The following is a 17,253-nucleotide window of genomic DNA, read 5'->3' on the forward strand; positions in this document are numbered from 1 at the left end:
GATGTCCGGATAACTCATGTTATGCTGCAAACCGTTCCTTTTTTAACGACACACGCATCATGCTTTTAAAGCTCTTTCGTTCAATTGTCATTGGTTTGATCGTTGCCGGTCTGCTGCTGGTGGCTATGCCATCTTTACGCCAGTTCAACAAACTGTCGGCTCCTCAGTTCGACAGCACGGATGAAACGCCTGCGACGTACAATCAGGCGGTACGCCGTGCCGCCCCCGCCGTGGTTAACGTCTATAACCGCGGGCTTAACAGTTCTGCTCATAACCAGCTGGAGATCCGCACGCTCGGTTCCGGTGTGATCATGGATGACCGGGGCTACATCATCACCAATAAACACGTCATTAACGATGCCGACCAGATTATCGTCGCCTTGCAGGATGGCCGCGTGTTTGAAGCCCTGCTGGTGGGGTCGGACAGCCTGACCGATCTGGCGGTGCTGAAGATCAACGCCACCGGCGGTCTGCCGACTATCCCGATTAATCGCAAACGAACGCCGCATATCGGCGATGTGGTACTGGCGATCGGTAACCCGTACAACCTGGGCCAGACCATCACTCAGGGGATCATCAGCGCGACCGGTCGAATCGGCCTGAACCCGTCAGGGCGGCAGAACTTCCTGCAAACCGATGCCTCGATCAACCACGGTAACTCCGGCGGTGCGCTGGTGAACTCTCTGGGCGAACTGATGGGCATTAACACCCTCTCCTTCGACAAGAGCAACGACGGCGAAACGCCGGAAGGGATTGGCTTTGCCATTCCATTCCAGCTGGCGACCAAGATCATGGACAAGCTGATCCGCGATGGCCGCGTGATCCGTGGCTACATCGGTATTGGTGGGCGTGAAATCGCGCCGATGCATACGCAGGGCGGTGGTATCGATCAGATCCAGGGGATTGTGGTCAACGAAGTGGCGCCTGGCGGCCCGGCGGCTAATGCAGGTATCCAGGTGAACGACGTTATCCTTTCCGTCAACGGTACGCCAGCGGTCTCTGCGCTGGAAACCATGGACCAGGTGGCTGAGATTCGCCCGGGCTCCATCATCCCTGTTGAAGTCATGCGTAATGACAAGAAGCTGACGATCCAGGTCACCATCCAGGAATACCCGGCCACTAACTGACGGGCATAAAAAAACGGAGCTTAGCGCTCCGTTTTTTTTACCGGGACAAGATCACTTGTTAACGAACTCTTCGCCCAGCGTGATGTCTTTCTTCAGCGTATCCAGCATGCCTTCCATCGCGTTTTGCTCAAACGCGCTCAGCGTGCCGATAGACTTACGCTCTTCAACACCGTTTTTACCCAGCAGCAGCGGCTGAGAGAAGAAGCGCGCGTGTTCACCGTCGCCTTCAACATAGGCGCATTCAACAACGCCTTTTTCGCCCTGCAACGCGCGAACCAGAGACAGGCCGAAACGTGCCGCCGCCTGCCCCATAGACAGGGTTGCAGAACCGCCACCCGCCTTCGCTTCCACCACTTCGGTGCCTGCGTTCTGAATGCGTTTAGTCAGGTCAGCCACTTCCTGCTCGGTGAAGCTCACGCCCGGGATCTGCGACAGCAGAGGCAGGATGGTCACGCCAGAGTGACCGCCGATAACCGGCACTTCCACTTCCGTTGGCTGCTTGCCTTTCAGCTCAGCCACGAAGGTGTTGGAGCGGATGATATCCAGCGTAGTTACGCCGAACAGTTTGTTCTTGTCGTAAACGCCTGCTTTCTTCAGTACTTCTGCTGCGATGGCAACGGTGGTGTTCACCGGGTTGGTGATGATACCGATGCACGCTTTCGGGCAGGTTTCAGCGATCTGCTGAACCAGGTTTTTCACGATGCCCGCGTTGACGTTGAACAGGTCTGAACGATCCATACCCGGTTTACGTGCAACACCCGCGGAGATCAGCACCACGTCGGCACCCTGCAACGCAGGACGCGCATCTTCACCGGAGAAGCCTTTGATTTTCACAGCTGTCGGGATGTGGCTCAGGTCAACCGCCACACCTGGGGTTACCGGAGCAATATCGTACAGGGAGAGTTCTGAGCCTGAAGGCAGTTGGGTTTTCAGTAGTAGGGCAAGCGCCTGGCCGATACCACCAGCAGCGCCGAGGACTGCGACTTTCATCCTAAACTCCTTATTATGGTTAACTTAAGTATCTGTAACTCCGTTGCGGCGACCATAATTCAGCACGTCATTAATTACAATTTTCATCGCTAAAGAATTTGAGGTCGCACGTCTTTCACCTTCACCTGAATACTATCGGGCTGTAGGCAACAACGAATTAAGAGGGGGTTACAATACACCCTGCCACGCCACCAAAACAACATCATTTTGATAACATTTAATTTACTTTTAAGGTTATTTGCGCGGCGTGACCCAGGCATGTTTTCCGATAACGAAATCTGATAAAATCTCTCCCTTTCATAACATTATTTCAGCCTGGCGTCAGGTAGATAATTTGCATAAAAATTCATCCACATGCATAATAATGTTGTTTCTATCGTCATATTCCGGGTGACTTATGCGAAGCTCGTCTAAGCAAGAAGAATTAGTGAAGGCGTTTAAAGCGCTACTCAAAGAAGAGAAATTCAGTTCTCAGGGAGAAATTGTTCAGGCGTTGCAGGAACAAGGCTTCGACAACATCAACCAGTCGAAGGTCTCTCGCATGTTAACCAAGTTTGGAGCGGTGCGTACGCGCAACGCCAAAATGGAAATGGTTTATTGCCTGCCTGCTGAACTTGGCGTGCCAACGACCTCCAGCCCGCTGAAAAACCTGGTTCTGGACATCGACTATAACGATGCCGTGGTCGTGATCCACACCAGCCCGGGCGCAGCCCAGCTGATTGCCCGCCTGCTGGACTCGCTGGGTAAAGCAGAGGGGATCCTCGGGACCATCGCCGGTGATGACACCATTTTTACCACCCCGGCAAATGGTTTCTCGGTGAAAGACCTCTACGAAGCGATTCTGGTCCTGTTCGAACAGGAGTTGTAATTGTCTGCCCCGTAGCGCCTGACTGCGGGGATCATTCTGCTGCTTCCGCGTTTTACCCTGCTTTTCTCTGCCTGCTGTTTTTGCAAATAGTGCTTTTTACCGCCTGTTAACATTCATTCAGTGAATGATCTGCCGCCAAACCGCACAAAAAATCAAATTGATCTATCCCTTTGATTTAGGAAAGAAAAAACCATAAACCTTGCATTGTGGCGTCCTTTTTTATGCATTCGCGTTATAAAAAATGATTTTTTTAACACGTAATAACAGAGGAAACCATTAGCCTGGTATTAATTTTTAGCGTGATTAGTGTATACTTGATTTTGTGATGAGGGTCACAGAACAAAGACCCCAGTAAAATAATTGACGAGGTAAATAATCATGAAAATTAAAACCACTGTAGCTACCCTGAGCGTACTGTCAGTCCTGTCATTCGGTGCGTTTGCAGCCGACACCATTAATGCCGAACAGGCACAATCCCGTCAGGCTATCGGGACTGTTTCTGTTGGTGCCATCGGTACGTCTCCGATGGACATGCACGAAATGCTGAACAAAAAAGCGGAAGAACAGGGTGCGTCATCTTATCGCATCATCGAAGCGCGCAGTGGCGACCACTGGCACGCTACCGCAGAACTGTACAAATAAACCCTCGTCGTATCTCATCATACGACTTGCCCCTGACCTCCCGGTCAGGGGCTTTTTTATCACTGGCGCACGTTGAAACGCAGTTGCCCTTCCAGCTCCTCCTCCGCTTCATCAAACAATAAAATCAATGCGCCAAAGCGTCTGCGCAGTTTTTCAGGCAGATGGGTAAATTCGATTTCCAGCGGTAACGGCAGCCTGTCGCCGGTAACCACATCCCACAGCATATCAAGATTGCTTACGCTGCCCCGCTCCAGGTCGAACGCCCGAATAAACTCGCGATAGAAGACTTCCTGACTCTCAATTTCGTCAAAATCAAAGGTATAAATTTTCATTGCCAGCCACCCGGTACAGGCGGGCGGCAAATGCCGCCCTGTCTATTATAATCCCCCGATATGCAGGGTTTTAACTTCCAGAAACTCCTCCAGCCCCAGCACGGACCCCTCGCGGCCCAGCCCGGACTCTTTTACGCCCCCAAACGGACCCAGTTCGGTCGAGACCGCACATTCATTAATTCCGATCATGCCGCTCTCAATGGCCTGTGAGACGCGGAACACGCGCGAAAGATTCTGGGTATAAAAGTAGGCCGCCAGCCCGTAAGGCGTATTGTTAGCGCGCATAACCACTTCGTCTTCCGACGTGAAGCGGAAGCAGGCGGCTACGGGACCAAAGGTCTCCTCTTCTGCCAGCTTCATGCCTTCATGGCAGTTACCGAGTACGGTTGGCATCCAGAAGTTGCCGCCAAGTTCGTGCGGTTTACCCCCAGCCAGCACCGTGGCGCCCTTCGCTACCGCATCTTCGACGTGCTCACGCACTTTCTCGACAGCCGAAGGCTCAATCAGCGGGCCGACAACGACGCCCTCGTCCAGACCGTTACCCACCTTCAGCGCCTTCACCGCATCGGCAAGTTGATTGACGAACTTGTCATAGACCGTCTCCTGAATATAGAAACGGTTTACGCTGACGCAGACCTGCCCGGCGTTACGGAACTTATTGGCGATCGCGCCTTTGACGGCGGCATCAATATCCGCGTCCTCGAAAACGATATACGGCGCATTACCGCCCAGCTCCATCGATACCTTTTTCATGGTCTCTGCGGAATTGCGAACCAGCGTTTTCCCGACGGCGGTTGAACCCGTAAACGAGATTTTGCGCACGTCATGGCTGGCCATAATGGCGTCGCTAATTTCTGAGGTGCTCCCCGCGACCGCATTCAGCACACCATCCGGCACACCGGCCTGCTTCGCCAGCGTCAGCAGCGCAAAGGCGCTCAGCGGCGTGTTGTTTGCAGGTTTGATCACGCCGGTACATCCTGCTGCCAGCGCCGGGCCGAGCTTACGGGTGAGCATAGCCATCGGGAAATTCCATGGCGTGATAGCAGCAACCACCCCGACAGGTTCACGAGTGGCCAGAATACGGGAGCCAGGTTTAACCGGAGGAATGATTTCACCGTTGGCGCGCTTGGCCTGCTCGGCAAACCACTGAATGAAGCTAGCAGCGTAGTCCACCTCACCTTCAGCCTCTTTCAGCGGCTTGCCCTGCTCGGTAGTCATCAGCCGCCCGAGCCAGCTTTTGTTCTCGATAATCAGTTCATACCAGCGATAGAGGATCGCGGAACGCTCTTTTGCCGTTTTTGCGCGCCATGCGGGAAAGGCCTTCGTCGCGGCCACAATGGCCTCTTCGGTTTCGGCTTTTCCTGCTTTCGCCACTTTCGCAATGACCTCGCCCGTGGCCGGGTTTAGCACATCAAACGTGGTGTCGAGTGTTTTCCAGATACCGTTGACCAGATACCCGGTCTGAAAAAGAATACTGTCCTGAAGAGCCTGGGTTGTCATGTGTCCTCCCTTCCTGAATGTTTGAACCTGCAAGAATAAGTATAGCCACAAAAAAACCGACGCTTTTGGCGTCGGTTTTCTCTTCGTTAGCTGTCTGTCAGCGCATTCTGGTAGCGGTGCAGCATAAACACCAGCCGCTCTACCGGCTCGGTAACCTGCGGCGGCGCTTCCCAGATCCGCAGTTTCTCCTGGTAGATATCCAGCTCCTCCAGCAGTTGCTTAAAGTAGCGGCGACGTTTGTCATCACTGGATGCCGATATCACATGGTCCGCCGTGCGCCGTAGCTGGCGGTGGAAGGCGGACAAATCGTCGTTGATCGGCACTGGCGCGTTCCGCAGACGCTGGTGCGCGATAATCATGGTTAACGCCAGGCGGAAGCGGGCGACATCGCCCGGGAATTTATTCAGCAACAGGAACAGCTGCTGATAGAGCGCCGGCAGGTGGTTCTCCTTGCGCCGCGCGGTGTTGGTGGTCAAGGACGATACGGCGGCCGATACAAACTGATTCAGCAGCACGCGCCCTGTCCGCGCCTGAGAGTTATCCCGCACCAGCAGGATCACCATCATTGCCAGGAAACAGCCCACCAGCTGACCTAGTGCGCTATCCAGGAACTGACTGAAATGGAAGGTCATCGGGTTATCCAGCACGATGATGTTAATCGTACTCGCCAGTGCGCCTAACGATCCCAGACGGCGTTTTTGTACCTCAATCCCGATAAAGAACGCCATCACCGCCAGGCTGATGCAGAGCAAAAGCATGCTTTGCTGCGTCGAGGGAATAATCACCAGGAAGTAGAGCGCGCCAATGGGTAACGCCGCAATGGTGCCGTACAGAAAATCGATCGCGACCATGCGCGGGTTGGGCAGACGCATCGCCAGCGCGGTGACGACGGCAATCATCACCATCGCGCCGCTGCCAGACGTCCAGCCGGTCCACAGCCAGAACAGCGTGCCGAGTATACAGGCCAGGGTGGTACGCCAGAAGTTAACCATCGCATGATGGCGCTCGGCGGATTCAGGTTTGATCACCACTTCGCCCTGTAACACCTCTTCTTCCGCCGCACTGATTTTGGTGTTGCTAATCACGCCGCGTTTCAGGAGCAGGTAGCGCGTTGCGGCGCCTACCCAGGTATAAATGGTGACTGGCGTATCCCGTTCTCCTGTCCACGCAATCACACGACGCATGCGTTTAAGCTGTCGATGCACGTCCTGCACCGTCTCCACAGGCTCATCAAACAGTTCGCGGAAAGTATCCGTTACCACTTCGGGGCGGGTGTTCTGAATCAGGTAGGTTTCACACGCCTGGGTGATCAGCGTTAACGAGACGGTATTGATCGCTTTCAGACGACGGTTGGCCCGCTCCCAGCGGGAAGACTCCATATTGAGGTTACTGCGCATCCCTTCCAGCGCCTGCGTGCGGCGCACCAGCGCACTCCAGGCCTTGTCGACCTCTTCGCTGTCGCCGTGCTTAATGCACAGCTGCATGAGCTGGTACTGAGCAACAATCAGCGCGTCCAGCTCACGATCGACTTCCTGCTTGATGGATCGCGGAGAGAAGAGCAGGTCTGCGACAATCGCGCAGACGATACCAATGACAATCTCGCTGCAACGTTCCACGGCGAACTGCGGAGCAAGCAGCGGTTCACTCTGAATGGTGATGATAATAATCAGCGCGGTATATCCCGCCAGACCCCAGGCGTACGAGTTCTCCACCTTCACCAGCGAAGAGACCCAGGTGCAAAAACCCGCCCAGATACAGCATACAATCAGCATCAGCAGCGGCGTGCGGATCATCAGGATGATAATGGTCAGGGCGGCGATACAGCCGATAAAGGTGCCGATAATACGCAGCATCCCGCGATAGCGAATTGCCCCGGAGTAAGGTTCGCCACCCGCCGCGAAGGCAGGACCGGCGGCGACGATCGCGGCGGTCAGAACGGCCCAGCGCGGCGTTTCAAGCTGGAAATGGAAGCCAACAAACAGCGCCAGCACAATGGCGCATGCCAGCTTCACGGCGAAGCGGATGTGCTGGCTGGCGATGGAAAAAATGCCCATAGCGATCAACCAAACTCGCGCAGGCGATGGGCGATTTGACGGAAGATAGAATCCTGGCTGGCATCACGGTCTTTTTCACCCGTGATCACCACCGTCGCCGTGGTGCCTGCGGGCCAGAGGTTGCTCTGCTGCTCATCCAGACGAATGCGTACCGGTACGCGCTGCGCCAGACGAACCCACTCGAGGTTAGAATCGACGGTCGCCATCCCTTTTGAATCATTGGTACTGCTGGAGTTGGTCACCCCCGCGGCCACGCTGTCCACGGTTCCCTTCAGGACCCGGTTGCTGCCGAGCGGCGTGATTTCGGCGCGATAGCCCGGACGCACGCCTTCCAGCTTGGTCTCTTCCATATAGGCGAGGACGTAGAAAGAGTTCTGTTTCACCAGCGCCACGGCCGTAGAGCCGCGCGTGATAAACTCGCCCGCATAGACATTGAGGTTGGTCACCCAGCCATCGGACGGGGCGCGGATAACGGTACGTTCCAGATCGAGCTTCGCCAGATCGCGCGTCGCCTGCGCTTTTGCCAGCTGATGCAGCACGGTTTGCAGCACGTTATTGGACTGGTCAATCTCTTCCCGGGACATGGCCTGGATGCCCAGCTTGTTACGGCGTCCTGCTTCACGGCGTTTTTCAGAGGCCAGCGCGTTGTAATACGCCACGTCGGCTTCCGCTTCTTCCAGTGCTTTTTGATAGCGCGGCTGGTCGATGGTGAACAGCACCTGATCTTTTTTCACCAGTTGGTTATCGTGGACGTTGACTGCCGTAATGAGACCGGCGACATCGGGCGCTATCGCGACCACCTCCGCGCTGAAACGCGCATCGCGCGTCCACGGGGATTCGGTGTAATAAACCCAGGCGCGAAAAATAGCGATGAACGCCAGGATGACCAGCGCCATGGTGATGGCAGTGCGGGAGATTTTTCTTGTTAGCGTTTTCACATCAACCTCAGACAAACATGCGCGATATTAAATAGAACAGGCAGCAATACAGCGCGGTATTGAACAATGCAGGATGCCAGACGAAATCATAAATCCCGGTAGGGACCAGCACCTTGCGCACCAGCCAGAAGATCGCCAGTGATAAAAGAAGCTCGAAAAATATCGGTGGGAACGACAAACCGAACACCACGATAACGGGAAACAGACTCATGTTGACCTTGATTAAAGAGAGTGCAGGTTACTGGATTTTTAAGCTCGCGCCGCCGCAGGAGAGCAAGAATTGCCGGGCGAGAGTGGCGCTGCCGTTATGTAATTAATAATATATTAACGTAACTGTTATGCTGTTATCTATCATATGTGATCTAAATCACTTTTAAGCCAGAGTGAATAATGGAACGTCTAAAACGCATGTCCGTCTTTGCGAAAGTGGTTGAGCAAGGCTCTTTTACCGCCGCAGCACGTCAGCTACAAATGAGCGTCTCATCCATTAGCCAGACAGTGTCAAAACTGGAAGATGAGCTTCAGGTGAAGCTGCTCAACCGCAGCACCCGCAGCATCGGGCTGACGGAAGCGGGTAAAATTTACTATCAGGGCTGCCGTCGAATGCTGCATGAAGTGCAGGACGTTCACGAGCAGCTCTATGCCTTTAACAACACGCCTATCGGCACGCTGCGTATCGGGTGTTCTTCAACTATGGCACAAAATGTTCTCGCTGCCATGACGGCGGAAATGCTGAAAGAGTATCCCGGTTTAACCGTTAATCTGGTTACGGGCATTCCGGCACCGGACCTGATTGCCGATGGGTTAGACGTGGTGATCCGCGTTGGCGCGTTGCAGGACTCTAGCCTGTTCTCGCGTCGACTGGGCAGCATGCCGATGGTGGTCTGCGCTTCGAAAAGCTACCTGGCACAGTATGGCGTGCCGGAGAAACCTGCCGATCTGAGCAACCACTCGTGGCTGGAATACAGCGTTCGGCCAGATAACGAATTTGAACTGATCGCGCCGGAAGGGCTTTCCACTAAACTGCTGCCTGAAGGCCGCTTCGTCACCAACGATCCGATGACCATCTCACGCTGGCTGGTGGCCGGGGCCGGGATCGCCTACGTACCGCTGATGTGGGTGATCAACGAGATCAACAGCGGCGTGCTGGAGATCCTCTTCCCGCGCTACCAGTCCGATCCGCGTCCGGTGTACGCGCTCTATACGGAAAAGGACAAGCTGCCGCTGAAGGTGCAGGTCTGTATTAACTATCTGACGGACTATTTTGTGGAAGTGGCGGAGCTGTTTCAGGGCATGCGGGGCAGAAGGAAAGAGTAGGCTTTTCCCCTCTCCCCGTTGGGGAGAGGGTTAGGGTGCGGGGGAAAATTTACGCCGTGCCGCCCACCGTCAGATTATCTACTTTCAGCGTAGGCTGACCGACGCCCACAGGCAGGCTCTGGCCCTCTTTGCCGCAAACGCCCACGCCGTTATCCAGCTTCAGATCGTTACCCACCATGGAAATCTGCTGCATGGCCTCAATGCCGGAGCCAATCAGGGTTGCGCCCTTCACCGCTTTGGTCACTTTGCCCTTCTCAATCAGATACGCCTCTGAGGTAGAGAAGACAAATTTGCCGGAGGTGATATCCACCTGACCGCCGCCAAAGTTTGGCGCGAAGATCCCGTAATCAACGGATTCGATAATCTCCTGCGGCGTGGATTTGCCCGGCAACATGTAGGTGTTGGTCATGCGCGGCATCGGCAGGTGCGCATAGGATTCGCGACGACCGTTACCCGTTGGCGCTACGCCCATCAGGCGCGCGTTAAGCTTGTCCTGCATGTAGCCTTTCAGTACGCCGTTTTCGATCAGCACGTTGTACTGGCCCGGCGTGCCTTCATCGTCGATAGAAATCGAGCCGCGACGGTCGAGCATGGTGCCATCATCCACCACGGTACACAGTTCGGAGGAGACAAGCTGCCCCATCTGACCGCTGAATACGGACGTCCCGCGACGGTTGAAATCACCCTCAAGGCCGTGACCGACCGCTTCGTGCAGCAGCACGCCAGGCCAGCCTGCGCCCAAAACCACCGGCAGCGTACCGGCAGGAGCCGCCACGGCAGACAGGTTGACCAGCGCCATGCGCACGGCTTCTTTTGCCCACGCATCCGCGCGCGCTTCGCCGTCAACGTCGCCGAGGAACCAGTCGTAGCCAAAACGACCGCCGCCACCGCTTGAGCCGCGCTCGCGCTTGCCGTCGTCTTCAACCTGCACGCTGATAGAGAGACGCACCAGCGGGCGAACATCCGCCGCCAGGGTACCGTCCGTCGCCGCCACCAGGATCAGTTCATAAACACCGGTCAGGCTGGCAGAGACTTCCTGCACGCGTTTATCCGCCGCGCGAGCCACTTTGTCCACGCGACGCAGGATGTCGAGCTTCTCTTCGCGGCTCATGCTTTGCAGCGGGTCGATGCTGGTATAGAGCGCAGCGTGCTGCACTTCACCCAGCGTTTTCACGCGACCATCTCCGGTATCACGCACAATGGTGCGCGCGGCCTGCGCGCTCTGCTCAAGTGCGGCGAGGCTAATCTGATCGGCATAAGCAAAACCGGTTTTCTCCCCGCTGACGGCGCGCACGCCGACGCCCTGGTCGATGTTGTAAGAGCCATCTTTAATGATGCTGTCTTCTAAAACCCAGGATTCGTGATAGCTCGACTGGAAATAGAGATCGCCGTAGTCGAGGCGGCGTTCGGTCAGTTGACCAAGAATGGAGAACAGGTCCTGATGGCTCAGGCCGTTCGCTGCGAGCAAATGTTCACTTACCAGGTTCAGACTCATCTATTGCTACTCGTTCGTTGCCGCCCGTGGCGGTATAAAGATCGTATTTATTGAGAGTGAGGCAATTACCTGCCCACGTCAAATCATTGCGGTGCTTCTTTGCGCGGCTGGCGCAGCACCTCGTTAATCTGCGGTTTATCGACCGGACCGGTAATGCGATAGCGCAGAATAGAGACCTTGCTCCACAGCGGCCCCAGCACTTTACTGGCGGCAAACACCGCCGCACCGACAATCGGGTTCACCACAAAGGCCGCCGCAACGCCCACGCTTGCGGATATTTCCGGCGCCACCACGGCTTCCATATCCAGTTCGCGACGCACGAGGTTGACCGAGCCTTTCATGGCGATATCCGCTTCCAGGCCATCCACCAACGTATCGTCCGTATGCAGAACGCCGTCTTTGATCCACGCCGTACTGCGAATGGAATCGTAGTAGAAACCTTCGCTGAAGGTGTCGCTGAAATCGAAGCGCAGCTTGCGCAGCAGCGCATCAAAACTCAGCAGACGCAGGATCTGCCCGGCGCGCCCCGTGCTCACGTCGGCAATCTCACCCTTACCGAAGTTGGTTTTCAGGATGCCGTTAAGCGAAGCTTCATCGGGTGTCCACGGCGCAGCGCGCCAGTGCAGATCGTAATTCACATCGAAGGACGATCCGCGAAGCGGCGTGCTAATGCCGAAGAAGTTAGCCGCGGCGTCCAGCTTATTGCCTTTAATATCGCCTTTCAGCGAGGTGCGTTGTTCACCCGGTTTGTTCACCCATTCGCCCGCGGCAGTCATGCGGCCAAAGCCGGTATCCACCAGCCCACCAGAGAGGCTCAGCGTATTTCCCTGAATGGCAAAATCACCGTCGATACGGCCATATTTCTGTCCCCACAGCCAGCACTCCGCGCAGCGCAGCTGGAGATCGGGCCAGCCGCTGAAATCCACGCGCGACGTCCCACTGCCACTGACAGGAGAAGTGCTTGTCGACTCTGCTTTAGACGCCGTAAAGGTCGGATTGTAATAGAGATAACGGATAGCCGCCTGCCATGGCGCGTGATCGCGCATGATCAACGAACCGTTGATCTCACGCCCCTGCGCCTCGACCTTTGAGCCGTTTACCGTCGGCCGGGAGACAATACTCAGGTTGTTCCACTGCTGCCCGCCCAGCGTCAGCGCAGGCGTGCGCAAGGTAATGGACTGCGGGAACTGCGCCGTTTGGTCGACGTTTTGCCCGACACCTTTCTGGAACAGTGCCAGCCACTCTGCGCCATCCATCGGCGGGAGATTCAGTTCAACGCCCGCCTGCTCCGGCAGCGGCGGCGTGGTACGGCTGTCCGTCGTCCAGATCGCCCTGTCCAGCGTCAGCTTGCGGTTAAGCAGCCAGCGGCTGTTGAAGTGGTTTGTTCCGCCCGCGTTTCCGGTTAAATCGAAGCTGTTAAGGTTGCCCGCAACCTTAACGTTGACGGGCAATGCTTCACCGCTTTTTTTATTCAGCGGCGCGGGAAGCTGGCTGCTGAGGTTTTTTAGATCGCCCGTAATGTCGACGTTATAGCGCGCACCGGCATGATAAGGCAGGTCGATGGCGACCTTGCCATTCCATGACACCGCACCGTCCACCGCATTCTCAATCGGCTTCGGCAGAACATCCATGCGTGACGGCTGCCAGTTCGCGTCCATATTGACCGCCACCTGGTAGGCTTTATCGCCCTCGGTGGTGGAGAAATCGATATTAACGGGTTGATTGAACCAGGTCGCTTTAAGCGGCTCACTTTTCAGCGTGCCGTTAACAAAGCTGAACTGACCGCTGAGGTTTTTCAGGGTGCTGTCCAGCGGCTTGATATAGAGGCTGTTGTTATTAAGGCGAACGTCGCCTTTGGCGGTGGTCAATTCACCGTCCAGCGGGATATCCAGATGTAAGCGAGCATTCACATCGCCATCTAACTGCAACTGCTGAAGGGTGGCTGCCAGGGAGTCATTCAGCGGCGTATCTTCAAAGTACGGGCCAACCGCTTTACCCGGCCCCTTAATATCCGCATCAATCAGCAGCTTCTCTTTGGAATAATCCGGGATGTTTGCCGTCAGGTTGCTTGCCGTTACGCCGCCCAGCGCGACGCTGTCCGTCTTCATCCACAAGCCGTCATTCAGGAAGTTGAGTTCAATATCCAGATTCTTCAGCGCCGGCCAGTCTGGCTGGAAGGCATAGGTGGCGTTGCGTAGCGGCACCAGAACCTGGAACTGGCCTTCGTTGTGCTTATACGGGAACAGGTGCGGGTTGCCGCCGTAGACCAGCGTGGCGTTATCCGCCTGGCCGCCCTGAATAGCGCCGCTGAGATAGTCCACCAGCGCTTTCCCCATCAGGTTTTCCGGGAAGTAGCGCCACGCCTGCGAACCGTCATCTGTGCTGATGCCCGCCAGAATACCCAGCCACGGCTCATCGCCTTCAGGCTGTAGATAACGGAAATTACCACGGGCATGTACCGCTTTGGCTTTTACATCAATATCGCGGCCATCGAGCTGAAAACCTTTGTCATTCTTCAGCCAGTTGAGAGTGGCATTTCCCTTTTCGATCTCCAGTGGCGCACGGAAGACCGTTTCGTACGGCATTTTCGCGTCCTGCATTTCTGCCGTCAGCCTGCCGTTTTCCACGCTTCCTTCCAGTTTACCGCTGAAGTGCTCGGCACCCGGCAGCAATTTCCACTGTTTCCATGCGAGATTTTTCCATGCCGCCTGAAAACGCGTCTTTTCCGTAGCCTGGAGCGGAATATCCAGCGCCAGTCGGTTTATCTGCCCGCTCGGCTGCGTCGCCAGCCAGATTTCGCCCAGCTCCGGTGAAAGTTTTGCGGCCATTGAACGCAGCCCTTCGATCGCCGTCAGATCCAGGTTACTGGCGCGGATACGCAGCTCGTCGCTGCGTTTACCGTTTATCCCGCCGACGTCCTGTTCCGGCATCCACGCCAGCGTCAGCGCGCCGCGCGGCCAGGGTTTGTTATCCATGGAGATGCGCGTATCCGGAATGGCGAACTGCCAGCCGCCTTTATCCTGCGTCACGTGTGCGGTGAGGTTATCGACGGAAAGTTGATGCTGATGGTTTTCCCCTTTCCAGCTCGCGCCCCCCTGCTTAAGCCAGATATCGCCGCTGGCGAACGCCCCGTTCGTCAGCGTCATCCAGCCTTCCAGGCTGAAGCGCGCGGTCTCCAGCTGCATGTTCTGCTGTAGCAACTCACCGAGCCACGGCTTCACGTCCACGTCGTCCGCCTGTAGCCAGACCCTGCCGTTGTTCAGCAGGCCATTGTCGTCACGCAGATCCATCCGCACCTGCATAACCCCGTGCTGCCCGTTCAGGCTGGAGAGATTCACCTGCCCCTCGGCGCGGTGGCGATCTTTCCCGTTTAACCAGGTCAGCTGAGGGATCGCCAGCTCAGCGCGCTGACCGGAAAGAGTAATAAAGCTTACTTCGCTGTCGCGCAGATCGAAATGATCGAACTGCCGCAGGAACAGATCGCTGATACGGCTGGTTTCCAGCCCTCGATCGCTGTCGCCGCTTTGCAGCGGCGTGTTAGTCATCAGCTGAAGTTGCCAGAAGGTGAGATCGCGAAACTGCCAGCGCAGATGCAGCAGGCTTTGCCAGACATCCAGCGCCAGGGTGACGCGTTTGATTTTGAGGTGGCCGCCATCTTTCAGGCTGGCGTGGATATCCCGCGCATCTAGCGTCGGGCCAAAGTTCTGCCAGCTTGCCTCGATATGACTCACGTCCACCGGCAGGCCGGTGGCGGATTCGATTTTTGCCAGGATCTGCGGACGCCAGCTGTCCAGATGCGGCAAGGCGAGACGCAGCCCGCTCACGAGCAACGCGACAATCACGACCAGCGTTGCCCCTGTAAGCAGTAAAATCCCCGGCAATCGCCTCACGCGTCTCTCCTTGTCAGCCTTAAATCTCGCAGCGAACTGCGTTTACATCATGACGACGTCAAACTGCTCCTGGTTATAGAGCGGCTCAATTTGCACTTTTACCTGTTTGCCGACAAAGATTTCCACTTCCGCCAGCGCGTGCGACTCTTCCCCTTTCAGGGCCTCCGCCACCGCAGGGGAAGCATAGACCAGAAAACGGTCTGAGTCGTAGGCATGATGGACACGGACAATTTCACGCATGATCTCGTAGCAGACCGTCTCCACCGTCTTTACCGTTCCGCGTCCATGGCAGGTTGGACACTCATTACACAGGACATGTTCCACGCTTTCGCGGGTCCGTTTCCGGGTCATTTCCACAAGACCGAGCTGCGAGAAGCCATTGATGCTGGTTTTCACGCGGTCCTTACTCAGCGCCTGCTCCAAAGAGTGCAACACGCGACGGCGGTGATCTTCATTATTCATATCGATAAAGTCGATGATGATAATGCCGCCCAGATTACGCAGGCGAAGCTGACGCGCGATGGCCTGCGTCGCTTCGATGTTGGTGTTGAAGATGGTGTCATCGAGGTTGCGATGGCCGACAAACGCGCCGGTGTTGATATCGACGGTGGTCATCGCTTCGGTTTGATCGATGATCAGATAGCCACCCGATTTCAGCTCAACCTTACGCTCCAGCGCACGCTGGATTTCGTTTTCAACGTCATAGAGGTCAAATATCGGCTGGCGTCCGGTGTAATGCTCCAGCAGACCCGGCATTTCCGGGATGTACTCGGCGGTGAACTCCAGTAAGGCTTCGTACGTCAGACGGGAGTCCACGCGGATGCGGTCAAGCTGGGCGTCGGCGAAATCACGTAATACGCGCTGAGCGAGCGCCAGCTCACCGTACAGCCGGTAGCGGGTCTGGTTGCGTTTTTTACGCTCCATCACTTTGGTCCAGACGCGCTTCAGGTAGGCCGCATCCGAGGCGAGATCTTCTTCGCTGATCCCTTCCGCCGCGGTACGGATAATAAACCCGCCCTGCTCGTCGCAGTAGGCGCTGACCACCTTTTTCAGGCGCTCACGCTCGCTTTCGCTCTCAATACGCTGTGACACGCCGACGTGCGACGCCCCCGGCATAAACACCAGGTAGCGTGAAGGCAGGGTGATGTCGGTGGTCAGACGCGCGCCTTTGGTGCCCAGCGGATCTTTTACCACCTGCACCATCAGATCCTGGCCCTGACGCACCAGCTCAGAGATGTCGCGCACGGCAAACTGCTTTTGCTCTTCGCCTGCCACACATTCGGTGTGCGGCATGATATCGGAGGCATGTAAAAACGCCGCCTTATCGAGCCCAATATCTACAAAAGCCGCCTGCATACCCGGCAGGACACGACTGACACGACCTTTGTAGATATTGCCTACGATTCCGCGTCGCGCTTCACGCTCAATATGAATTTCCTGAAGAATGCCACCATCAATGTAGGCCACACGGGTTTCCGATGGCGTTACGTTTACCAACAATTCAGCCGTCATAATTATCCCTTCCCTCACGCAGTGAGTTAAAATTGCTCAGCAACTCATACGTTTCCACCAGCGGTAAGCCGACTACGGCGTGATAGCTGCCATTTATCTTCCTGACAAAACAGCCACCCAACCCTTGAATACCGTATGCACCTGCTTTATCCATAGGTTCACCGCTGGCGATATAGCCGGCGATCTCCTCGTCGGTGAGGACTCTGAACGTCACTTCCGTTACCACAAGGCAATCCAGAACGTACTGGCTGTCTGCCAGCGCTACCGCCGTCATCACCTGATGGGTTTGTCCGGACATGTTACGCAGCATCCGCGCCGCATGGTCTGCGTCGCGGGGTTTCTCAAGCACCTCACCATTGAGAATGACAATGGTATCCGCACCCAGCACCGGTAAGTCACGCGGCACGCATGCCACGCCCGCCTGCGCTTTTTCACGCGCCAGACGAGAGACATACTGCTGAGCGCTTTCACCCTCAGCGCGTTTTTCTTCAATACCGGTAACGATGCGTTCGAAGGAGACACCCAACTGCGCGAGCAGTTCCTGGCGACGCGGAGAACCGGAGGCAAGATACAAAGACGTCATAGAAA

General features: G+C 56.0%; 14 protein-coding genes. 4 read left to right on the forward strand and 10 right to left on the reverse strand.

Features of this window, described 5'->3' with window-relative positions; genetic code table 11:
* Positions 1-59 precede the first annotated feature (59 nt).
* Positions 60-1,127: an outer membrane-stress sensor serine endopeptidase DegS gene (gene degS, locus SK47_RS19410; RefSeq protein WP_003860430.1), complete on the forward strand. Its 1,068-nt coding sequence runs from the start codon at positions 60-62 to the stop codon at positions 1,125-1,127.
* Positions 1,128-1,178: 51 nt separating this feature from the next.
* Here the strand turns inward: degS and mdh are convergent, their stop codons facing one another.
* Positions 1,179-2,117 carry a malate dehydrogenase gene (mdh, locus tag SK47_RS19415; protein WP_003860429.1) on the reverse strand — a complete coding sequence of 313 codons (939 nt, stop codon included), beginning with the start codon at positions 2,115-2,117 and terminating at the stop codon, positions 1,179-1,181.
* 397 nt (positions 2,118-2,514) lie between these two features.
* On the opposite strand from mdh, the gene argR reads away from it, so the two are divergent.
* A complete protein-coding gene (gene argR, locus SK47_RS19420) occupies positions 2,515-2,985 on the forward strand; it encodes a transcriptional regulator ArgR (protein ID WP_003860428.1) in 471 nt (156 codons plus the stop codon).
* A 378-nt stretch (positions 2,986-3,363) separates the two neighbouring features.
* Positions 3,364-3,627: a peroxide/acid stress response protein YhcN gene (gene yhcN / locus SK47_RS19425; RefSeq protein WP_003860426.1), complete on the forward strand. Its 264-nt coding sequence runs from the start codon at positions 3,364-3,366 to the stop codon at positions 3,625-3,627.
* Positions 3,628-3,686: 59 nt separating this feature from the next.
* On the opposite strand, the gene SK47_RS19430 is transcribed toward yhcN, so the two are convergent.
* From SK47_RS19430 to aaeX, 5 genes are all read right to left on the reverse strand, one after another.
* Positions 3,687-3,959, reverse strand: a complete 273-nt coding sequence (locus SK47_RS19430) for a barstar family protein (RefSeq protein WP_048244946.1) — start codon at positions 3,957-3,959, stop codon at positions 3,687-3,689.
* Positions 3,960-4,004: 45 nt separating this feature from the next.
* Positions 4,005-5,459, reverse strand: a complete 1,455-nt coding sequence (locus SK47_RS19435) for an NAD-dependent succinate-semialdehyde dehydrogenase (RefSeq protein ID WP_048244948.1) — start codon at positions 5,457-5,459, stop codon at positions 4,005-4,007.
* Positions 5,460-5,545: 86 nt separating this feature from the next.
* Positions 5,546-7,513, reverse strand: coding sequence for a p-hydroxybenzoic acid efflux pump subunit AaeB (gene aaeB, locus SK47_RS19440; protein WP_003860418.1), 1,968 nt, complete (start codon positions 7,511-7,513; stop codon positions 5,546-5,548).
* A 5-nt stretch (positions 7,514-7,518) separates the two neighbouring features.
* Positions 7,519-8,451: a p-hydroxybenzoic acid efflux pump subunit AaeA gene (aaeA, locus tag SK47_RS19445; RefSeq protein WP_003860417.1), complete on the reverse strand. Its 933-nt coding sequence runs from the start codon at positions 8,449-8,451 to the stop codon at positions 7,519-7,521.
* A gap of 7 nt (positions 8,452-8,458) precedes the next feature.
* On the reverse strand, positions 8,459-8,662 hold the full coding sequence (gene aaeX / locus SK47_RS19450) for a p-hydroxybenzoic acid efflux pump operon protein AaeX (RefSeq protein WP_003860416.1): 204 nt from the start codon (positions 8,660-8,662) through the stop codon (positions 8,459-8,461).
* A gap of 179 nt (positions 8,663-8,841) precedes the next feature.
* On the opposite strand from aaeX, the gene aaeR reads away from it, so the two are divergent.
* The gene (gene aaeR / locus SK47_RS19455) at positions 8,842-9,768 is read left to right on the forward strand and encodes an HTH-type transcriptional activator AaeR (protein ID WP_003860415.1); all 927 of its coding nucleotides are present in this window, start codon (positions 8,842-8,844) and stop codon (positions 9,766-9,768) included.
* Between the two features lie 49 nt (positions 9,769-9,817).
* On the opposite strand, the gene tldD is transcribed toward aaeR, so the two are convergent.
* The 4 genes from tldD to SK47_RS19475 form a co-directional block, all read right to left on the reverse strand.
* Positions 9,818-11,263 (reverse strand): metalloprotease TldD, encoded by a 1,446-nt coding sequence (gene tldD / locus SK47_RS19460; RefSeq protein WP_003860414.1) that lies wholly within the window; start codon positions 11,261-11,263, stop codon positions 9,818-9,820.
* 83 nt (positions 11,264-11,346) lie between these two features.
* Entirely contained in the window at positions 11,347-15,153 is a 3,807-nt protein-coding gene (gene yhdP, locus SK47_RS19465) for an AsmA2 domain-containing protein YhdP (RefSeq protein WP_048244949.1), read from the reverse strand.
* A 42-nt stretch (positions 15,154-15,195) separates the two neighbouring features.
* Positions 15,196-16,665, reverse strand: coding sequence for a ribonuclease G (rng, locus tag SK47_RS19470; protein WP_003860405.1), 1,470 nt, complete (start codon positions 16,663-16,665; stop codon positions 15,196-15,198).
* On the reverse strand, positions 16,655-17,248 hold the full coding sequence (locus tag SK47_RS19475) for a Maf family protein (RefSeq protein ID WP_003860403.1): 594 nt from the start codon (positions 17,246-17,248) through the stop codon (positions 16,655-16,657). The genes rng and SK47_RS19475 overlap by 11 nt, the downstream gene beginning before the upstream one ends.
* Positions 17,249-17,253: the final 5 nt, after the last annotated feature.

Source organism: Enterobacter sp. BWH52 (assembly GCF_001037565.1).
GTDB lineage: Bacteria > Pseudomonadota > Gammaproteobacteria > Enterobacterales > Enterobacteriaceae > Enterobacter > Enterobacter hormaechei_C.